General features: G+C 69.6%; 16 protein-coding genes. 7 read left to right on the top strand and 9 right to left on the bottom strand.

The window, feature by feature from the left end:
- Nucleotides 1-64: 64 nt before the first annotated feature.
- Nucleotides 65-2,002, bottom strand: a complete 1,938-nt coding sequence (locus tag KDB89_RS11365) for an acyl-CoA dehydrogenase family protein (RefSeq protein ID WP_219081117.1) — start codon at nucleotides 2,000-2,002, stop codon at nucleotides 65-67.
- A 3-nt stretch (nucleotides 2,003-2,005) separates the two neighbouring features.
- The gene (locus KDB89_RS11360; RefSeq protein ID WP_219081115.1) at nucleotides 2,006-2,641 is read right to left on the bottom strand and encodes a TetR/AcrR family transcriptional regulator; all 636 of its coding nucleotides are present in this window, start codon (nucleotides 2,639-2,641) and stop codon (nucleotides 2,006-2,008) included.
- Between the two features lie 69 nt (nucleotides 2,642-2,710).
- On the opposite strand from KDB89_RS11360, the gene KDB89_RS11355 reads away from it, so the two are divergent.
- From KDB89_RS11355 to KDB89_RS11345, 3 genes are read left to right on the top strand one after another with little or no spacing between them, the layout of a single operon-like run.
- Entirely contained in the window at nucleotides 2,711-3,958 is a 1,248-nt protein-coding gene (locus KDB89_RS11355) for an acetyl-CoA C-acetyltransferase (protein ID WP_219081113.1), read from the top strand.
- A gap of 1 nt (nucleotide 3,959) precedes the next feature.
- A complete protein-coding gene (locus KDB89_RS11350; protein WP_219081111.1) occupies nucleotides 3,960-5,348 on the top strand; it encodes a 3-oxoacyl-ACP reductase in 1,389 nt (462 codons plus the stop codon).
- A gap of 13 nt (nucleotides 5,349-5,361) precedes the next feature.
- Nucleotides 5,362-6,216 carry a MaoC family dehydratase gene (locus KDB89_RS11345; RefSeq protein WP_219081109.1) on the top strand — a complete coding sequence of 285 codons (855 nt, stop codon included), beginning with the start codon at nucleotides 5,362-5,364 and terminating at the stop codon, nucleotides 6,214-6,216.
- Here the strand turns inward: KDB89_RS11345 and map are convergent.
- The gene (gene map, locus KDB89_RS11340) at nucleotides 6,197-6,964 is read right to left on the bottom strand and encodes a type I methionyl aminopeptidase (protein WP_219081107.1); all 768 of its coding nucleotides are present in this window, start codon (nucleotides 6,962-6,964) and stop codon (nucleotides 6,197-6,199) included. The genes KDB89_RS11345 and map overlap by 20 nt on opposite strands.
- 120 nt (nucleotides 6,965-7,084) lie before the next feature.
- Between map and purB the strand changes: the two genes are divergently transcribed.
- The 3 genes from purB to KDB89_RS11325 are packed head-to-tail and all read left to right on the top strand — an operon-like array spanning nucleotide 7,085 to nucleotide 11,513.
- Entirely contained in the window at nucleotides 7,085-8,515 is a 1,431-nt protein-coding gene (gene purB / locus KDB89_RS11335; RefSeq protein WP_219081105.1) for an adenylosuccinate lyase, read from the top strand.
- A 55-nt stretch (nucleotides 8,516-8,570) separates the two neighbouring features.
- The gene (locus KDB89_RS11330; protein ID WP_219081103.1) at nucleotides 8,571-10,106 is read left to right on the top strand and encodes a Re/Si-specific NAD(P)(+) transhydrogenase subunit alpha; all 1,536 of its coding nucleotides are present in this window, start codon (nucleotides 8,571-8,573) and stop codon (nucleotides 10,104-10,106) included.
- 3 nt (nucleotides 10,107-10,109) lie between these two features.
- Nucleotides 10,110-11,513 (top strand): NAD(P)(+) transhydrogenase (Re/Si-specific) subunit beta, encoded by a 1,404-nt coding sequence (locus KDB89_RS11325; RefSeq protein WP_219081101.1) that lies wholly within the window; start codon nucleotides 10,110-10,112, stop codon nucleotides 11,511-11,513.
- Nucleotides 11,514-12,024: 511 nt separating this feature from the next.
- On the opposite strand, the gene KDB89_RS11320 is transcribed toward KDB89_RS11325, so the two are convergent.
- From KDB89_RS11320 to KDB89_RS11305, 4 genes are all read right to left on the bottom strand, one after another.
- Nucleotides 12,025-12,939 carry an amino acid ABC transporter permease gene (locus tag KDB89_RS11320; protein WP_219081099.1) on the bottom strand — a complete coding sequence of 305 codons (915 nt, stop codon included), beginning with the start codon at nucleotides 12,937-12,939 and terminating at the stop codon, nucleotides 12,025-12,027.
- Nucleotides 12,936-13,583, bottom strand: a complete 648-nt coding sequence (locus KDB89_RS11315) for an amino acid ABC transporter permease (RefSeq protein WP_219081097.1) — start codon at nucleotides 13,581-13,583, stop codon at nucleotides 12,936-12,938. The genes KDB89_RS11320 and KDB89_RS11315 overlap by 4 nt, the downstream gene beginning before the upstream one ends.
- 72 nt (nucleotides 13,584-13,655) lie before the next feature.
- Entirely contained in the window at nucleotides 13,656-14,522 is an 867-nt protein-coding gene (locus KDB89_RS11310; RefSeq protein WP_219081095.1) for a glutamate ABC transporter substrate-binding protein, read from the bottom strand.
- Between the two features lie 27 nt (nucleotides 14,523-14,549).
- Nucleotides 14,550-15,302, bottom strand: a complete 753-nt coding sequence (locus KDB89_RS11305) for an amino acid ABC transporter ATP-binding protein (RefSeq protein ID WP_219081093.1) — start codon at nucleotides 15,300-15,302, stop codon at nucleotides 14,550-14,552.
- Between the two features lie 188 nt (nucleotides 15,303-15,490).
- Here KDB89_RS11305 and KDB89_RS11300 point away from each other — a divergent pair, with 188 nt between their 5' ends.
- The gene (locus tag KDB89_RS11300; RefSeq protein ID WP_219081091.1) at nucleotides 15,491-15,877 is read left to right on the top strand and encodes a pilus assembly protein TadG-related protein; all 387 of its coding nucleotides are present in this window, start codon (nucleotides 15,491-15,493) and stop codon (nucleotides 15,875-15,877) included.
- A 69-nt stretch (nucleotides 15,878-15,946) separates the two neighbouring features.
- Here KDB89_RS11300 and arfA read toward each other — a convergent pair whose 3' ends face one another.
- Together arfA and KDB89_RS11290 are read right to left on the bottom strand one after the other, a co-directional pair.
- Nucleotides 15,947-17,455 carry an arabinosylfuranosidase ArfA gene (gene arfA / locus KDB89_RS11295; protein ID WP_219081089.1) on the bottom strand — a complete coding sequence of 503 codons (1,509 nt, stop codon included), beginning with the start codon at nucleotides 17,453-17,455 and terminating at the stop codon, nucleotides 15,947-15,949.
- A 98-nt stretch (nucleotides 17,456-17,553) separates the two neighbouring features.
- Nucleotides 17,554-18,912, bottom strand: a complete 1,359-nt coding sequence (locus KDB89_RS11290; protein ID WP_219081087.1) for an ABC transporter substrate-binding protein — start codon at nucleotides 18,910-18,912, stop codon at nucleotides 17,554-17,556.
- Between the last annotated feature and the right edge of the window lie 26 nt (nucleotides 18,913-18,938).

Raw genomic sequence — 18,938 nt, 5'->3', positions numbered from 1 at the left:
CAGGCGGGCGCCTGACGACCCTGAGGCCGACAGGCGAGGGCGACGCAGGCGCAGGCAATAGCGGTCAGGGGAGCAGCGGGGGCACCGCGGCCGTCGGGTGGTGCAGCCAGCCGGCGGGGACGCCCAGGCCCTCGACCAGCTCCTGCGAGCGACCCCGGAGCTCCCCGACGAGCTTGTCGACCTCCGCGGTGACCGCCTTGCTGCGGCGGGGCTCGAAAGCCTCGTGCTCCAGATACCAGGCGCGGTTGGCCTCGATGGTGGCCAGGGCGTACAGGTCGCAGACCTTCACCAGCAGCGCGCGGACGTAGTCGTCGTCGCACTCGGCGATGCCCTCGATGAACGCCTCGAGAACCACGCGGTCGATGTGGGCGCGGGCGGCCTCGAGCATGTGCGTCTGGCAGGCGTTGGTCGCCGCGAAGGAATCCTTCTCCTTCGCCGCGGCGCGCATGCGCTGAGCGAGGCCCTCGACGGTGTGCTGCTCGCGGAACTCGAACAGCGATACGTGCCAGCCGCGCATCCGGATGCGCTCGGCCTCGGGCTTGAGGTCGGCGGCGGCGACGAGGCGCTCGATGACAGAGCGGGCTGTGGTGCGCTCCAGGACGGTCGTGCCGATCAGCTTGGCGGTCTTCTGCGCCGTGCCGCGCAGATCCATGTCGCCCCACGTCGACTTGTAGTCGAGCAGCAGCGCTTTGGCGACCAGCTGCAGCAGGACGGTGTTGTCGCCCTCGAACGTGGCAAAGATGTCGGCGTCCTGGCGGGCGAGCGTGATGCCGTTGTCGGACATGAAGCCCGCGCCGCCGCATGCCTCGCGGCAGGTCTGCAGCGTGTCGTTGGCCCAGCGGGTCAGCGTGGCCTTCATGCCGGCGGCCCTGGTCTCCAGCTCGCGGGCCGCGATGGGGTCGGACCCGGCCGCGTCGGTGATGCGCTGGAGCTGCAGAGCCAGCTCGTTCTGCGCGAAGCCGTAGGCGTAGGCGCGGGCGACCTCAGGCAGCAGGCGGCGCTGATGCGTCAGGTAGTCCATCAGGTGCACCTCCTCGCCCAGGCCGGGGGCGCGGAACTGGCGGCGCCGGTTGGCGTAGTCGACGGCGATCGTCAGGCCCTTGCGGGCCGCGGAGGCGGCGCCCCCGCCCACGCAGATGCGGCCGCGCACCAGCGTGCCGAGCATGGTGAAGAAGCGGGCGTTCTTGGACTTGATGTCGGAGCGGTAGACGCCGTCGGCGTCGACACCGCCGTAGCGGTTCAGCAGCATCTCGCGCGGGACGTGGACGTGGTCGAACGCGATGGTGCCGTTGTCGACGCCGAGGAGGCCGCCCTTGTGGCCGTGGTCGCCGGTCGTGACGCCGGGCAGGTCGTCGCCCTGCTCGTCACGGATCGGGACGAGGGCCACGTGAACGCCCTGGTGCGCGCCATCGACCCACAGCTGCCCGAACACGGCGGCCATCCGGCCGTCGCGGGCCGCGTTGCCGATGTAGGCCTTCGCGGCGGTGGGGGTGGGGGAGTCGACGACGAACTCGGCCGTGGTCGCGTCCCAGGTGATGGTGGTCTCGATCGACTGCACGTCGGAGCCGTGGCCGAGTTCCGTCATGGCGAAGCAGCCCGGGAGCGACACGTCGATCGCCGACGGCAGGAACGTCTCGTGGTGCCACTGCGTGCCGAGGTTGACGATCGCACCGCCGAACAGGCCGTGCTGCACACCGGACTTGATCGTGAGCGAGAGGTCGCCCATGGCCATCATCTCGAAGTTGGCGACGGACTCGGCCGCGTTGCCGCTGCCACCGACCTCGGTCGGGAAGCCAGCCGTCACGAAGTTGCGCCCGGCCAGCTCGACGACCTTGGCCAGCGTCCAGTCGCGGGCCTCCTCCATGCCGAGCGCGGTGTCGCGGACCACGTCATCGGCGGTCACCTCGTCGCGCCAGCGCTGCTTCAGGGCATGGAACGGGCCGTCGAGGGAACGGCGGAGGGCCTCACCGGTGGGGGTGGTCGTGGGGGTCTTGGCGTGCATGGGTCAACTCCTTCGTTGAGCGTCGAACGCGGGGATGAACAGTTGGTCGATGTAGTCGACGACGTCCTCGCGCGGGCGTCGGAGGTTGGTGACGATCCACCGGTCGGCGACGGCCCAGATGAAGCCGACGGCGCCGTGCCCCCAGGTGTTGGCCGGCTCCTCATCGAGCCCCTCGCGGCGTAGCCAGGAGCGCATCGCTTCCGAGACCGTGTTGCCGATCCGCGTGGTGATCGAGAGGACGGGATCCTCGGTGGGGGTATCGCCCGTGGGTCGGGAAGAGACGAAGAAGTAGAGGTTGCGGTCGCGCTCGACAACGCCGAGGTAGGCGTCGGCCAGCCGGGAGACGAGGTCGCGTGGGTCGAGAGCGTCGTCGAAGGGCAGCTTGCGGACGATGTAGTCGCCGACGGACTCCGCGACCGCCTGGTAGAGGCCGGACTTGTCGTGGAAGTGCCGGTAGAGCACGGTCTTCGACGTGCCGGCGAACGCGGCGATCTCGTCCATCCCGATGTTGGGGCCGAGGCTGCGGATCGCGCGCACGGCGGCCTCGACGAGCTCGCGCCGCCGCTGGAGGTTGTGCTGCTCCCAGCGCGTCGCGCGGCCGTCGACAGCCTCCTGCCCGGTGTCCTGCGTCGTCGCCATGGAACACAAGGTACCCGAAACTTTGAGTATCTGCTACCGTCGGTTACAGATACGTCTGGAAGGAAACCGATGACTCAACGCAGAGCCGTCATCGTCGGGGGCAACCGCACCCCCTTCGTCAAGGCCGGCGGCGCCTACGCGTCCGCCTCGGCGCAGGACCTGCTCACCGCGGCCCTCGACGGGCTCGTCGCCCGATTCGGGCTCGCCGGCGAACAGGTCGACGAGGTCGTCGCGGGCGCCGTGCTGAAGCACACCCGCGACTTCAACCTCACCCGCGAGGCCGTGCTCGGGTCGTCGCTGTCGCCCCACACGCCCGCCGTCGACCTCGCGCAGGCGTGCGGCACCGGTCTGGAGGCTGTGGTCTACGCGTCGAACAAGATCCGCCTCGGCCAGGCGGACGTCGCCATCGCCGGCGGCGTCGACTCCGCCTCCGACGCCCCGATCGTCGTCACCGAGCCGCTGCGCCGCGCGCTGCTCAAGCTCAATCGGGCCCGCACGCTGCCCGACAAGCTGAAGGCGCTGTCCCGGATCCGACCGCAGGACCTCGCGCCCGTGCCGCCCGCGGTCGTCGAGCCGCGCACCGGGCTCAGCATGGGGGAGTCGCAGGCTCTCACCACGAAGAAGTGGGGTGTCACGCGCGAGGCGCAGGACGAGCTGTCCGTGGCGTCGCACCACAACCTGGCCGCCGCCTGGAACGCCGGCTTCTTCGACGACCTGGTCACCGGCTACCTCGGCGTCGCCCGCGACGCGCTGCTGCGCCCCGACACCTCCGTGGAGGCGCTGGCCAAGCTCAAGCCCGTGTTCGGCAGGGGCGACGGCGCGACCATGACGGCCGGCAACTCCACCGCCCTGACCGACGGCGCCGCCGTCGCACTGGTCGCGGAGGAGTCCTACGCCCGCGGCCGCGGCTGGCCGGTACTGGCCAGCCTCGTCGACGCGCAGGTCGCCGCCTCCGACTACGTGACGGGAACCGAGGACCTGCTGCTGGCCCCCGTACGCGCCATCCCACAGCTGCTGGAGCGCAACTCCCTCACGCTTGACGACTTCGACCTCATCGAGATCCACGAGGCCTTCGCCAGCACGGTGCTGGCCACCCTCAAGGCGCTGGAGGAAGGCGGGATCGGTACCGTCGACCGCGCGAAGCTCAACGTCAACGGCTCGTCGCTGGCCGCGGGCCACCCCTTCGCCGCCACCGGCGGCCGGATCGTCGCCTCGCTCGCGAAGAAGCTCGCCGAGCGCGGCCCCGGCTCCAAGGGGCTCATCTCCATCTGTGCAGCCGGCGGCCAGGGCGTCGTCGCGATCCTGGAAGCGGTGTGACATGGACATCCTCGAGACCCTCTACGGCACCCGCGCCGGGAAGTTCGTCGCCAACAAGGCCGGCCTGGCCGACCCGCCCCGGCTGCGCCGCGGCCGCGTGCTGCCCACCGGCCCCGTCGTGCTCGGCGAGCTCGACGGTGCGGGCATCGGCCGCGCGACGCTCGAGCTGCTCGGCATCACACCCGGCCAGCCCACGTTGGACCTGCCGGAGAACCGCACCCGCGACGAGAACGGCCGCGAGCAGGCGCCCCGCTACGTGACGAAGCCCGGCGCCATCGTCGTCGACGCCACCGGCGTCCGCGAGATCGTGCAGCTGGAGGGCATCCGCGCTCTGCTGCGCCCGGTCATGCGCGGCCTCGAGCCGTCGGGCCGCGTCATCATCCTCGCCACCGACGCCTCCGCGGTCGAGGGGCTGGAAGCCAAGGCTGTCGCACAGGGCATCGACGGCATCAACCGCACCGTCGGCAAGGAGCTGCGCGCCGGGTCGACGTCCAACCTCGTCTTCGTGAAGGAGGGCGCAAAGGCCGGCGACCTCGCCTCCACGCTCAGCTTCCTGCTCGAGGGGCGCTCGGCGTTCGTGTCCGGCCAGACGTGGCGCGTCGGCCCGCAGAAGGTCGCGCACGACCTCGACGCGAAGCCGTTCGCCGGCCGCGTCGTCGTCGTCACGGGCGCGGCCCGCGGCATCGGCGCGGCGATCGCCCGCACGTTCGGCCGCGACGGCGCCACCGTCGTCGCCGTGGACATGCCGCAGTCCGGCGACGCGCTCGCGAAGGTCGCCAACGAGCTCGGCGGCTCCGCGCTGCAGCTCGACATCACCGCCGCCGACGCCGGCGAACGGATCGCTGCCCACGTCGCGTCCCGCCACGGCGCCGACGCGCGGATCTGGGCCATCGTCCACAACGCGGGCATCACGCGCGACAAGCTGCTCGCCAACCTGGACGAGAAGCGCTGGGCGTCCGTGCTCGACGTCAACCTCGCCGCCGAGATGCGCATCAACGCCTTCCTGCTCAGCCACGACGTGCCGGGCGGGCTGGCCGAGGAGGCGCGGATCGTCGGCATCGCGTCGACGTCGGGCGTCGCGGGCAACAAGGGCCAGACCAACTACGCGGCCTCCAAGGCCGGCGTGATGGGGCTCGTCTGGGCCATGCGCGACGAGCTCGCCGACCGGCCGATCACCGTCAACGCGGTCGCGCCCGGCTTCATCGAGACCGAGATGACCGCGGCGATCCCATTCATCTCGCGCGAGATCTTCCGCCGCACCAACTCGCTCAGCCAGGGTGGCGACCCCGTCGACGTGGCCGAGACGCTGGCCTACCTGTGCGGCCCGGCGTCCTCGGGCGTCGACGGGCAGGTCATCCGCGTGTGCGGGCAGAACCTCGTGGGGGCCTGACGTGGCGCGGCGCGTGATCGAGCTGAAGGAGCCGCCCGCCACCGGGCGGCTGCTGATCAAGGGGCTGGCCGGGGCCGTCGGCAAGCGGGGCGGGCGGGTCGCCGCGCTGCCGGAGCTGGTCTACCTCCTCGAGGACGCCGGTCAGCACGTCGGCCGCCTCGCGGCCTACGACCACCTGACGGGCTTCGCGCTGGCCGACTCGGTGCCGGCCACCTGGCTGCACGTGCAGACCTTCCCGCTGCAGGCCGCGCTGCTCGCCGCCGACGAGTTCCCTTTCCCGCTCGCCGGGCTGGTGCACGTCAGCAACACCATGACGCTGCACCGGCCCGTCGGATTGGGCGAGCGGCTGCGGATCACGGTGCAGGCCGAGGGCCTGGCTCCGCACGCCAAGGGTGCGACGTTCGACATGGTCTCGCGCATCAAGGTGGGCGACGAGACCGTCTGGGAGGGCTCCTCGAACTACCTCGCCACCGGCGCGAAGGTGCCAGGCGAGGCCAGAGCGGGCCTGCGGCTGGAGGCCACGACGGCCACGCCGTCGCAGCTGTGGCGGCTGCCGGCCGACCTCGGCCGCCGCTACGCGGCCGTCTCAGGCGACGCCAACCCGATCCACCTGCACCCGGCCACGGCCCGGCTGTTCGGGTTCCCGCGGCCGATCATCCACGGCATGTGGACGCACGCGCGGGCGCTGGCGGCGCTCGGCGCCCTGCCGGACGCCTACACGGTCACCGTGCAGTTCACCAAGCCGATCCTGTTGCCGGGGAAGGTGTCGTTCGCGGCGGAGCGGGCCGAGGACGGCTGGTCGTTCGCGGTGGTGAACTCGGCCGGCAAGCCGCACCTGATCGGGGAGGTCAGGCCGGCAGGGTCATGATCTCGGCGCCGTCGTCGGTGATGAGGATGGTGTGCTCGCTGTGCGCCGTGCGCGCCCCGGTCGCGCTGCGCAGCGTCCACCCGTCCTCGTCGGTGACGAGCTTGGCGGTGTCGGCCATCACCCACGGCTCCACCGCGATCAGCATGCCCGAGCGCAGCTTGAAGCCGCGGCCAGCGCGCCCGTCGTTGGGGATGTGCGGGTCCTGGTGCATCGTCGAGCCGACGCCGTGGCCGCCGAACTCCAGGTTGACCGGGTAGCCGGCGTCCTTCAGGACGGTGCCGATGGCGTGCGCGAGGTCTCCGACCTTCGCGCCCGCCTTCGCCACGGCGATGCCGGCGGCCAGCGCGCGCTGCGTCGCGTCGATCATCGCCAGGTCCTCCGGGGCACCGCCGCCGATCGTGAAGCTGATGGCGGAGTCGGCGACGACGCCGTCGAGGGAGACGGCGAGGTCGAGGCTCACCAGGTCACCCTCCGCGAGGCGCTGGTTGCGCGGCTTGCCGTGCAGCACGGCGTCGTTGACCGACGTGCAGATGTAGTGCGCGAACGGGCCGTCGCCGAAGGACGGGGCGTAGTCGACGTAGCAGGACACGGCCCCGGCGGCCTCGATCATCTCGCGGGTCCACCGGTCGATCTCCAGCAGGTTGGTGCCGACCTTCGCGCGCGACTTCATGGTCTGCAGGATGTCGGCGACCAGCGCTCCCGCTGCGCGGGCGCGCGGGAAGTGGGTGGGGCTGAGGATCTCGATCATGGGTGCGACCTTGCTGTGTGATTCCGCTGGAGTTGTCAACGCCAGGGTAGTCCGGCGCCGCCGCCGGACTACCCCAGCACCGTGACGACGACCCGGGCCGGGTCATTTAGACTCGGCCCCATGAGCGTGCCGAACGTCCTTGCCACCCGCTACGCCTCCCCCCAGATGCAGGGCATCTGGTCGCCGGAGGCCAAGATCGTCTCGGAGCGGAAGCTCTGGCTCTCGGTGCTGCGTGCGCAGCGCGACCTGGGCGTCGACTTCGGCGGGGCGGACCCCGACCAGGTGATCGCCGCCTACGAGGCCGTCATCGACCAGGTGGACCTCGACTCGATCAACGCCCGCGAGCGCGTCACGCGCCACGACGTGAAGGCCCGCATCGAGGAGTTCAATGCCCTGGCCGGGTACGAGCACATCCACAAGGGCATGACCTCGCGTGACCTGACCGAGAACATCGAGCAGCTGCAGGTGCTGCACTCGCTGCGGCTGGTGCGCGGCCGCGTCGTCGCGGCGCTGGCGCAGCTCGCCCGCCTGGCCACGCAGTACGCCGACCAGCCCCTGACCGGCCGCTCGCACAACGTCGCCGCGCAGCTGACGACGCTCGGCAAGCGCTTTGCGACCGTCGCCGACGAGCTGCTCGTCGCGCTGGAGCGCCTCGACAACCTGATCGGCCGCTACCCGGCGCGCGGCATCAAGGGCCCCGTCGGCACGGCCCAGGACATGCTCGACCTGCTGGGCGGGGACGCGGACAAGCTCGCCGAACTGGAGCGCCGCATCGCGACCGAGCTGGGCTTCGCGCAGGTGCTGACCTCCACCGGGCAGGTCTACCCGCGGTCCCTCGACTTCGACGCGCTGACCTGCCTCGCGCAGGTCGCCGCGGCGCCGAGCAACCTCGCCACCACCATCCGCCTGATGGCGGGCATCGAGCTGGTCACGGAGGGGTTCAAGGAGGGGCAGGTCGGCTCGTCGGCCATGCCGCACAAGATGAACACCCGCTCGTGCGAGCGAGTCAACGGCCTGGCGGTCGTGCTGCGCGGCTACGTGTCGATGGTGGGCGAGCTGGCCGGCGACCAGTGGAACGAGGGCGACGTGTCCTGCTCCGTGGTGCGCCGCATCGCGCTGCCCGACGCGTTCTTCGCGCTCGACGGCCTGTTCGAGACGTTCCTGACCGTACTGGCCGACTTCGGAGCCTTCCCGGCCGTGATCGAGGCCGAGCTGGAGCGGTACATGCCGTTCCTCACCACCACCAAGGTGCTGATGGCCGCCGTCCGGAAGGGCGTCGGCCGCGAGGAGGCCCACGAGGCCATCAAGGAGCACGCCGTGGCGGTGGCCCTCGACCTCCGCAAGGGGGCGCGCGTCAACGACCTGCTCGACCGGCTCGCGGCCGATGAGAGGCTGAAGCTGACGCGCGACGAGCTGGCGCATCTTGTCAGCTCCCCGCTCGAGCTGGCAGGGACCGCGCAGGCCCAGGTCGCCCGCGTGGCGGACCGCATCGCCGGGATCGTCGCGGAGAACCCGGATGCCGCCGCGTACCGGCCGGGAACGGTTCTCTGACCGCATAGCCGGACCCGTCGGCACGTCCGGTCGGCGGCTGCGTTAGCGTGTCGGCATGCAGGTCGGAGTACCCACGGAGGCCACCCCCGGCGAGAACCGCGTCGCGGCCACACCTCGCACCGTTTCCCAACTCATCAAACTCGGCTACGACGTCGTCGTCGCCTCCGGCGCAGGGGCGAGATCGTCCCTCCCGGATGCGCACTACGTCGAGGCAGGAGCCCGGATCGTCACCGAGGGCGAGGCCCTCGGCAGCGACGTCGTCCTCCTCGTCAACGCACCCGACGAGGGACAGCTCGCCCAGCTGCGGCAGGGATCGGCCGTGTTCGGCTTCTTCTGGCCCCGCCAGGACGCCGACCTGACGGCCAGGCTGGCCGCGGCCGGCGTGACGGCGCTCAGCATGGACATGGTGCCGCGCACCAGCCGCGCGCAGGCCCTCGACGCGCTGAGCTCGATGGCCAACATCTCCGGCTACCGCGCCGTCGTCGAGGCCGCGCACGCGTTCGGGCGCTTCTTCACCGGGCAGGTCACCGCCGCGGGCAAGGTCCCGCCGGCCACGGTGCTGGTCGCCGGCACGGGCGTCGCCGGACTCGCCGCCATCGGCGCGGCGAACTCGCTCGGCGCCATCGTGCGCGCCACGGACGTCCGCCCCGAGACCGCCGAACAGGTCGAGTCGATGGGCGCCACGTTCCTGCACGTCGAGCAGGCCGGCCAGGGGGTCAGCTCCGACGGCTACGCCAAGGAGGTCGGCGCGGACTACGCGGCGAAGGCCGCACAGCTGTACGCGGACCAGGCCCGCGAGGTCGACATCATCATCACGACCGCGGCCATCCCCGGCCGCCCGTCGCCGAAGCTCATCACCGCCGACATGGTCGCGACGATGAAGCCCGGCTCTGTCATCGTCGACCTCGCCGCGCAGGGCGGCGGCAACTGCGAGCTGACGAGGCCGGGGGAGAGCTACGTCACCGACGGCGGCGTCACGATCATCGGCTACACCGACCTCGCGAGCCGGCTGCCGGGCCAGTCGTCGCAGCTGTACGGCACCAACCTCGTCAACGCGCTGACCCTCATGACGCCCGGCAAGGACGGCCAGCTCGTCGTGGACTTCGACGACGAGGTCGTCCGGTCCATGACCATCACGCGCGGCGGGGAGGTCACGTTCCCGCCGCCGCCCATCGAGGTGTCGGCCGCGCCTGCAACCAAGGTCGAGGCGGCCCCCGTCGCGGTCGTCGAGCCGAAGGCGCCCCGGCCGTGGTGGCATCAGGTGGTGCAGGTCGGCATCGGGGCGGTGATCCTGATCGCGGTGCTGACGGTCGCGCCGTCGGCCTTCGTCAGCCTGTTCGGGATCTTCGCGCTGGCCGGCGTCGTCGGCTACTACGTCGTCTGGAACGTCACGCACGCGCTGCACACCCCGCTGATGAGCGTCACGAACGCGATCAGCGGCATCATCATCGTCGGCGGCATGACCCAGCTGGCGAGCGACAACTGGGCAGTCAAGATCATCGCCTTCGTCGCGGTGCTGCTCGCCTCCATCAACGTGTTCGGCGGGTTCACCGTGACCCACCGCATGCTCGGCATGTTCCGGAAGGACTGAGCGATGCTGACCAACTTCATCAACGCCACCTACATCGCCGCGGGGCTGATGTTCATCCTCGCGCTCGCTGGCCTGTCGAAGCATGAGACCGCCCGCAAGGGCAACGTGTTCGGGATCATGGGCATGGTCTTCGCCGTCGTCGCGACGAACTTCGCCATCGCCTACACCGACTACGCCAACCACAACCTGCAGTTCGACGCGGCCATCATGCTGTACGCGGCGCTGGCCGTCGGCGGCGGAATCGGCGTCTACAAGGCCCGCAAGGTCCAGATGACCGGCATGCCCGAGCTGATCGCGCTGCTGCACAGCTTCGTCGGCGCCGCCGCGGTGCTCGTCGGCTACAACGTGCACCTCGAGGCGACGCACCACGACGTCCTCCACACGCTCGAGGTCTACCTCGGCGTCTTCATCGGCGCGGTCACGTTCACCGGGTCGCTCGTCGCGTGGGGCAAGCTGAACGGGCGCATCTCGTCGAAGCCGCTGACGCTGCCGGGTCGGCACTGGCTGAACCTGCTGATCGTCGTCCTGCTGGCCGGGCTCGGCTGGTGGTACGTCGCCACCGGGTCGATCATCGCGCTGATCATCGCGACCGTCCTGTCGCTGCTGCTGGGCGCGCACCTCGTCGCCGCGATCGGCGGCGCGGACATGCCCGTTGTCGTGTCGATGCTCAACTCGTACTCGGGTTGGGCGGCCGCGGCGAGCGGCTTCATGCTCGACATGAGCGTCCTGATCATCACCGGCGCGCTCGTCGGCGCGTCCGGCGCGATCCTGAGCTTCATCATGTGCCGCGCCATGAACCGGTCGTTCGTCTCCGTGATCCTCGGCGGCTTCGGCGACGACGTGTCGTCGGGCCCGGAGACGGAGTACGGCGACCACCGCGAGGCCAGCCGCGCCGAGGTGGCGCAGCTGCTGAAGGACGCGAAGTCCGTCATGATCGTGCCGGGCTACGGCATGGCCGTGGCGCAGGCGCAGCATTCGGTCGCGCAGCTCACGGAGCGGCTCCGCGCCGCCGGCACCAAGGTCGGCTTCGGCATCCACCCCGTCGCCGGCCGCCTGCCGGGCCACATGAACGTCCTGCTCGCAGAGGCGAAGGTGCCCTACGACATCGTCTACGAGATGGACGAGATCAACGACGACTTCGGCGACGTCGACGTCGTGCTCGTGATCGGCGCCAACGACACCGTGAACCCGGCGGCCATGGAGCCCGGCTCGCCGATCTCCGGCATGCCCGTGCTGCGGGTGTGGGAGGCGGGCACCGTCGTGGTGTTCAAGCGCTCGATGAGTGCGGGCTACGCGGGCGTGCAGAATCCGCTGTTCTTCAACGAGAACTCGGTGATGTGCTTCGGAGACGCGAAGGAGTCGGTCGAGCAGATCGTCGCCGAGCTGCCGTCGAAGGTGACCGCCTGAAACACGTCGACAAGGCCGATGAGCACATCCTCCTGCTCATCGGCCCTGTCAGCGTTAACACCCGCCATTTGCCTCGACGACAAGTGTGTCGTGCTCATCGCGGCATCCGAAGGTCAGCACCTCGTCGCCGCTTCCGAAAAGTGGTCAGTGCCGCTTCTCCCCGGTCCGGTGACGAGAAGCGCCCACTCCCCGGCCGACGGCGCCCTCGGAAAAGCGGTCAGTGCCCGATTCTCCCCGGTCAGGTGAGGAGAATCGGGCACTGACCGCTTTTCGGGAGGGCTGAGCGGGCAGACCGGGCAGTCGGGCAGAGCAGGGGCGACGTGTTGGCATCGCCCCGGCCAGCGGTGGGCCGACGAGGTTGAGCCCGTCGACAGGGCCGATGAGCACATCCTCCTGCTCATCGGCCCTGTCAGCGTTAACACCCGCCAGTTTCGGCGACGACAAGTGTGTCGTGCTCATCGCGGCCCGGTGAGGTGTGGGGCGCGGGGCACGGGATGAGCGGCGGCGGGGGTCAGCGGACGGAGTCGGCGGCGCGGATCGGGTCGTCGGCCAAGGCCTCGGCGGCCCCGTTGGTTTCGGTGTGGGCGCCGGCCCTGGGGCCGGAGCGCTTCGCGATCCAGCGTGCGAGCGCCGACAGCGAGAAGTTCACCGCCAGGTAGATCGCCAACACCACCAGGAAGATCGAGAACGAGTACGTCGTCGAGCCGAAGTAGTCCTTCAGCTGGTACGAGATGCGCAGGATCTCCGGATACGCGACGACGTAGGCCAGCGACGTGTCCTTGAGCAGGACGACGAGCTGGGCGACGATGATCGGCAGCATCTGGCGGAAGGCCTGCGGGAACTCGATGAGGATCCGGGTCGAGAACGGGGTCAGACCCAGCGACAGGCCCGCCTCGCGCTGGCCCTTCGGCAGCGCGTTGATACCCGCGCGCAGGGCCTCGCCGATGATGGCGCCGTTGTAGATGGCCAGCGCCGCGACGACCGCGGTGTAGCCGTTGGTGCCCAGCGCCAGCAGGATGAACAGCATCATCAGCAGCACGGGCATGCCGCGGAAGAACTCCAGCACGACGGCGGAGACGCCGCGGACCCAGCGCCACGGGGCGGAACGGGCAAAGCAGAGGACGACGCCGAGCAGCAGAGCGAGCACGGCGGCCAGCGCCGCGGCGCGCAGCGTGCCCATGATGAGCCCGCGGACCACCAGACCCTGCCACACGGCGCTGTCGAGGAAGATGTCCCAGCGCGACGGGTCCCACAGGCCCGTCAGCACGGTCCCGTTGACGGTCGTGCGCGGCTGGCCGAGCTTCCAGATCAGCCAGAGCAGCCCTCCGCCGATCACGACGGCCGAGACGATGGAGGAGATGAGCGACAGGCGGCGGGCCTTCGGGCCCGGCGCGTCGTAGAGGACGTTGGCGGTTGAAGCGCTCATTTCTGCAGGGCCACCTTCCGCTCGACCCACCCGGCCAGCTGGCCGAGTGGGATGGTGATGATCAGGTAGCACAGGCCGATGCCGATGAGGATCGGGATGACCGCGTTTCCGTTGGCGTTCGCCAGGCCCTTCGAGACGGCGAACAGCTCGACGACCATGAAGCCGCCGGCCACGGAGGTGTTCTTGGCCAGGGCGATGAAGACGTTGATCATGGGTGGCACGACCATCCGCAGCGCCTGCGGCAGGATGATCAGGCTCACGGTCTGGCCGAAGCCGAGTCCGACGGAGCGGGCCGCCTCGGCCTGCCCGAGCGGGACGCCGTTGATGCCGGAGCGGATCGCCTCGGCCACGAAGGCGGACGTGTAGACGCTCAGCGCGATGTAGGCGCCCAGCTTGGCGCTGACGCCCATCTGCAGCGACGGCAGCACGACGATGATGAAGAAGAAGATCAGCGTCAGTGGGGTGTTGCGCATGATCTCGGTCCAGCCCGTCGCGATGGCGCGCAGCGAGCCGATGGGGGAGATGCGCATCAGCGCGATGATGATGCCGATCACCATGGCCCCGAGCCCGCCGACGATCAGCAGTTCGAGGGTGACCTTGAACCCGGCCCAGTAGCTGTCCAGGTTCGCAAGCACGGCTTCCATACGCGCGGCTCCTCAGTGGGTGAGTGGGTCAGGCGCCCCGCCCCGGAGGGAGGGGCGCCTGTTCAGGATCGATCAGTAGCGGTCGACCGTGGGCGGGTCCGGGGTCGGGAGGACCTTGCCGGCCGTCGCTTCCCAGGCCGCGGCCCACGAGCCGTCCTCGAAGGACTGCTCGAGCGTGTCGTTGATGAAGGTGCGGAAGTCGTCGTCGCCCTTCTTCAGGCCGATGCCGTAGGGCTCCTCGGTGAAGGTGGAGTCGACGACCTCGAACTCGTCGCCGTTCTGCGACACGAGGCCGGCCAGGATGACGTTGTCCGTGGTCAGCGCCTGTGCCTCGCCCGTGCGGATGGGCTCGAGGCAGTCGGAGTACTTGTCGACGGTGATGACCTGGTCGGCCGGCACGGTCTCCTTGATGTTGGCCTCGGAGGTCGACCCGGTGACCGTGCAGACCTTGTTGTCACCGACGGTCTCCGGCGACGTGATGCCCGCCGGGTTGCCCTTGGCGACCAGGAACGACTGGCCGGCGATGTAGTACGGGCCCGCGAAGTCGATGACCTCCTTGCGGGTGTCGTTGATCGTGTAGGTGGCGATGACGATGTCGACGTTGCCGTTCTCGATGAACGGTTCGCGGTTCTGCGAGACGGTCTCGGTCCACTTGATCTTGCCGGCGTCGATGCCGAGCTTCGCCGCGATGATCTTGCCGATCTCGACGTCGAAGCCCTCGGGCGTGCCGTCGGGGCCGGCCAGGCCGAACAGCGGCTGGTCGAACTTGGTGCCGATGGTGATCTTGCCCGCGGACTGGAGCTTGGCCATCGTGGTGCCGTCGGCGAACGACGTGCTGGCGACCTCAGGCGAGGCCGTGTCGTCGGACCCGCAGGCCGTGAGCGCCAGCGTTGCCGCTACTGCGGCCGCGACGGCGGTGGTGAGCTTGGTGAACTTCATGGGGAATCTCCGTTTCTCGTCGGTTGGTCAGGCGAGGATCTTGGACAGGAAGTCCTTGGCGCGGTCGGACTTCGGGTGGGAGAAGAACTCCTCCGGGGCGGCCTCTTCGACGATCGCCCCGTCTGCCATGAACACCACCCGGTCGGCGGCCTTCCTGGCGAAGCCCATCTCGTGGGTGACGACGACCATGGTCATGCCGTCCTGCGCGAGTTCAACCATCACGTCGAGGACCTCGTTGATCATCTCGGGGTCCAGGGCGCTGGTCGGCTCGTCCAGGAGGATGAGCTTGGGGTCCATGGCGAGGGATCGGGCGATCGCCACGCGCTGCTGCTGGCCTCCGGAGAGCTGGGCGGGCAACTTGTTGGCGTGGTCCGCCACTCCCACCCGCGTCAGCAGCTCCATTGCGCGCTTGTTTGCCTCGGCCTTGGGGATCCTGCGGACCTTGATGGGGGCCAGCGTCACGTTCTCCAGCACCGTCTTGTGTGCGAAGAGGTTGAAGGCCTGGAACACCATGCCCACGTCGCTGCGCAGCGCCGCGAGCTGGCGTCCCTCCTCGGGCAGCCGGACGCCGTCGATCAGGATCTCTCCCGAGTCGATGGTCTCCAGCCTGTTGATCGAACGGCAGAGCGTCGACTTGCCTGAGCCCGAGGGGCCGATCACGATCACCACCTCGCCCTTGGCCACGTCGAGGTCGATGTCTTTCAGTACATGGTGCGAGCCGAAGTACTTGTTGACGCCGCGAATCTCGACGAGGGGTCTGGTGGTGGGGGCTTCAGGCATGGCGGCACTCTACGTCCACCTGACAGGCGATTTAACCCGATGTGACATTTTGCGGGGAACGTGTTGCACAACCGTAACCTGCATATCAGATGGGTCACGGGCAGGGCACAGGGGGGTCGCCGGTGTGGAGAACGGCCGATCTGAGCCTCCGCGGTGATTGACTGACCGCCCTGGGAGGGGAGGCGCAGATGCCACGGGACGAGAGGGGCGCGGCCGTGTCCGTCTGGGTCGCGATGGCCCTGCCTGCGTTCGTCGTGGTCGTCGGGCTGGGCGTTGATCTGTCCGGTCACGCGGCCGCCGAGCAGGAGGCTCGCGCCGTCGCGGCCGAGGCGGCCAGGGCGGCAACCCACCGCGTCGCGCTGGAGGCTGCCGGGGCCACCCTGCCCGCTGGTCCCGCACGGGCGGCCGGTCGGGGCTACGCGGAGGCGGCGGGCCTCGACGCCGAGGTGACGGTCCGGGGACTGACCGCCGAGGTGACGGTCCGCGGCCGCTACGAGACGCTGTTCCTCCCGCTGATCGGCATCGACGGGATCGATGTGGTCGGCACCGGGAGCGCGACGGTCGCACTGGGTTGAAACGGACCCGGTCCGTCGACGGACCCTGGGTGGGCCTGTCGACGGACCGGGCGGTCAGCGGCGGTGAGATCAGCCGAGGCGGATCATTGCCCAGCTCATCGGGGGCAGCGCGGCGGACAGGTGGCCGTCGGCCAGCTCGACCCCGGTCAGCTCCTTCGGCGCGACGGAGGTGGAGTCCTCCTGCGTGGCGTGCCACTCGTGGTCGTCCGGGTTGGACAGCTCGACGGCCTCCAGCACCGACGTGACGCCGGCGGCCTTGAGGTCGACCTCGACGGGCGCGGACTCGGCGATGGAGCGGTTCACCAGGAACAGCGCGACCTCACCGGCCTCCTCGTCGTGCGTGGCGACGGCGTCGACGAGCGGGACCTCGCCGTACTTCTCGGTGTGGTAGCTGCCGGTCTGCACCGGGATGGTGAGCACGTTGCCGCGCGCGTACCGGGAGGTCAGCGCGAAGGGGTGGAACGTCGTCTGCTTCCAGGCCGGGCCGCCGGGCTCGGTCATGATCGGCGCGATGACGTTGACCAGCTGGGCCAGCGACGCGGCGTGCACGCGGTCGGTGTGGCGCAGCAGCGAGATCAGGAGGTTACCGACCACGACCGCGTCGGCGACGTTGTACAGATCCTCCAGGAGGCGCGGCGCGACCGGCCAGTCGTCGCCCTCAGGCACCTTGGACTCGACGCGCTTCTGGTACCAGACGTTCCACTCGTCGAAGGAGATGTTGATCCGCTTGTCCTTCTTCTGCGCGGTGCGCACGGAGTCGGCCGTGGCGACGACGCCGTCGATGAAGTTGTCCATGTTGACGGCGGAGGCGAGGAACGAGCCGAGGTCGCCGTTCTCCTCGAAGTAGTAGACGTGCGCCGAGATCAGGTCGACCTCGTCGTAGGCCTCCGACAGGACGACGCGCTCCCACTCGCCGAACGTCGGCATCTCGGAGTTCGACGAGCCGCAGGCCACGAGTTCGAGGTTGGAGTCGACCATGCGCATGGCGCGGGCGACCTTCGCGGCCTCGCGGCCGTACTCCTCGGCCGACTTGTGGCCGACCTGCCAGGGGCCGTCCATCTCGTTGCCCAGGCACCACATGCGGATGCGGTGGGGCTCGACGGCGCCGTTGGAGATGCGCTCCTCGGACAGCTTGGTGCCCGAGGGCACGTTGCAGTACTCGAGGATGTCGAGGGCCTCCTCAAGCCCGCGCGTGCCGAGGTTGATTGCCATCATCGGCTCGACGTCGGCCTTGCCGCACCAGGACATGAACTCGTCGAGTCCGAAGGTGTTGGGCTCGGTGGAGTGCCAGGCGAGGTCAAGGCGGCGCGGGCGCTGTTCGACGGGGCCGACGCTGTCCTCCCAGCGGAAGCCAGAGACGAAGTTGCCGCCGGGGTAGCGGATCGTCGAGACGCCGAGCTCGCGCACAAGCTCCAGCACATCCTGACGGAAGCCCTGCTCGTCGGCCGACTCATGGCCGGGCTCGTAGATGCCGGTGTAGACGCAGCGGCCGAGGTGTTCGACGAAGGAGCCGAACGTACGACGGCGGACGGGGCCGACGACGAATGCCGGGTCGACGGTGATGCGGGTGGTGGTCATGAGTCTCCTCGCGGAATGGTGGGGGTATGCGACGGGGCGTCGGGGGAGTCCTGAGACTCTCCCGACGCCCCGGTGCGGTCGGGTTGGATGCCCTGAGGTCAGCCGAGCTCGTTCTCGAGGTCGGACTGGGCCTGCGACAGCGCGTCGGCGACGGGGACGCCGCCCTCGAAGATGTCGTTCAGGGTGGTGGTGCCGAACAGGTTGTTGACGCTCGGCATGCCGACGTTGGTGAAGGAGGTCAGGTTACCGATGGAGTCCTTGACCTCGAGCAGCGCGTCGAAGGGGTTGTTCTTGAAGTACTGCACGAACGCGTTCTCCGGATCGTGGGTGATCTCCTCGTCCTCCCACACGGTGGTGTTCAGCGGGTCGAAGCCCAGCTGCTGCCAGGTCGCGACGTTGCCCTCGTAGGACAGCTTGGCCCAGGCGACGAACTCGGCGGCGAGGTCAGCGTTCTCGCTGGCCGCGACGACGGCGGTGCCGGTGCCGCCGCCACCGACGGTGTCGACAGCCGGGTCATCGGTGGTGGGAGCGGGGGCGATGGCGATCTTGCCGGAGAAGTCGGGCATGTAGGCCGTGTAGCGCGAGGTGAACCAGAACGGCATGATCGCCGCGGCGAAGTCGCCGTTGTTGTAGGCGCCGTAGGCCTCCTCGGTGTCGGGCTGGCCGCCGGCCGGAACCGCAGCCGCGTTCGCGTCCTGCAGGCCCTTGAGGATGCCGAGAGCCTCGTTCATCTCGGGGCTGTTGACGTTGATCTTGCCGTCGGCGGTGAAGTACTCGCCGCCGAGCTGGGCCATGATGAGGCTGGTCTGCCACATGGCGGAGGTGTCGACGGTCGTCAGGTACTTGCCGGTGGCGTCGTAGTACTTGCTGCCGGCCTCCTTCAGGTCGTCCCACGTCTTGATGGTGGTGTAGTCGATGTCGGCGGCCTCGAGCAGCTCGGTGTTGTAGAAGGCGACCGTGGTGCCGACGTGGAAGTCGAGACCGTAGACCTTGCCGTCCTTCGAGAACAGGTCGAGACGGGCCTGGACGATGTCGTCGGCGTAGGGGGCCGCGGCCTCGGTGAGGTCCATCAGGGCCGGGGTGCCCTGCACGAACTGCGGGAACTTGCCGGCCTCGATGTCGACGACGTCGGGAGCGCCCTCGCCGGAGGTCAGGGCGATCTGCAGCTTGTTGTGCATGTCGTCGTAGGGCATGACGTTGGCGGAGATCTGGACCTTCTTGTCCGGGTTCTCCTCGTTCCACTGGTCAGCCATGTCGGTGTAGTACTTGGCGTGCAGCTCCTGGAACGTCCACAGCTCCAGCTTGGTGGCGCCCTCGACGGCCTCCTGCTCGATGACGGAGCCCGACGCGGTGGCCTCGGCGCTCGACTCGTTGTTCGACGCGGTCTGGCAGGCGGTAAGGCCGAGCGTGGCCATGCCCGCTGCCAGCGCGCTGACGGCGATCTTCCTCAGTTTCATGGTGTGTCGTCCTTTCGGTCCAGTAG

This window comes from Tessaracoccus palaemonis, from assembly GCF_019316905.1.
Classification (GTDB): Bacteria; Actinomycetota; Actinomycetes; order Propionibacteriales; family Propionibacteriaceae; genus Arachnia; species Arachnia palaemonis.
This window is presented reverse-complemented; position numbering and strand designations above follow the sequence as displayed.

Excerpts from the sequence above, each read along its gene's own strand:
- KDB89_RS11300 (WP_219081091.1), top strand. The coding sequence starts at position 15,491 with ATGCCACGGGACGAGAGGGGCGCGGCCGTGTCCGTCTGGGTCGCGATG.
- arfA (WP_219081089.1), bottom strand. The coding sequence starts at position 17,455 with ATGACCACCACCCGCATCACCGTCGACCCGGCATTCGTCGTCGGCCCC.
- KDB89_RS11320 (WP_219081099.1), bottom strand. The coding sequence starts at position 12,939 with ATGAGCGCTTCAACCGCCAACGTCCTCTACGACGCGCCGGGCCCGAAG.
- KDB89_RS11350 (WP_219081111.1), top strand. The coding sequence starts at position 3,960 with ATGGACATCCTCGAGACCCTCTACGGCACCCGCGCCGGGAAGTTCGTC.
- KDB89_RS11330 (WP_219081103.1), top strand. The coding sequence starts at position 8,571 with ATGCAGGTCGGAGTACCCACGGAGGCCACCCCCGGCGAGAACCGCGTC.
- map (WP_219081107.1), bottom strand. The coding sequence starts at position 6,964 with ATGATCGAGATCCTCAGCCCCACCCACTTCCCGCGCGCCCGCGCAGCG.
- KDB89_RS11360 (WP_219081115.1), bottom strand. The coding sequence starts at position 2,641 with ATGGCGACGACGCAGGACACCGGGCAGGAGGCTGTCGACGGCCGCGCG.
- KDB89_RS11325 (WP_219081101.1), top strand. The coding sequence starts at position 10,110 with ATGCTGACCAACTTCATCAACGCCACCTACATCGCCGCGGGGCTGATG.
- KDB89_RS11315 (WP_219081097.1), bottom strand. The coding sequence starts at position 13,583 with ATGGAAGCCGTGCTTGCGAACCTGGACAGCTACTGGGCCGGGTTCAAG.
- KDB89_RS11310 (WP_219081095.1), bottom strand. The coding sequence starts at position 14,522 with ATGAAGTTCACCAAGCTCACCACCGCCGTCGCGGCCGCAGTAGCGGCA.
- KDB89_RS11355 (WP_219081113.1), top strand. The coding sequence starts at position 2,711 with ATGACTCAACGCAGAGCCGTCATCGTCGGGGGCAACCGCACCCCCTTC.
- KDB89_RS11290 (WP_219081087.1), bottom strand. The coding sequence starts at position 18,912 with ATGAAACTGAGGAAGATCGCCGTCAGCGCGCTGGCAGCGGGCATGGCC.
- KDB89_RS11305 (WP_219081093.1), bottom strand. The coding sequence starts at position 15,302 with ATGCCTGAAGCCCCCACCACCAGACCCCTCGTCGAGATTCGCGGCGTC.
- KDB89_RS11365 (WP_219081117.1), bottom strand. The coding sequence starts at position 2,002 with ATGCACGCCAAGACCCCCACGACCACCCCCACCGGTGAGGCCCTCCGC.
- purB (WP_219081105.1), top strand. The coding sequence starts at position 7,085 with ATGAGCGTGCCGAACGTCCTTGCCACCCGCTACGCCTCCCCCCAGATG.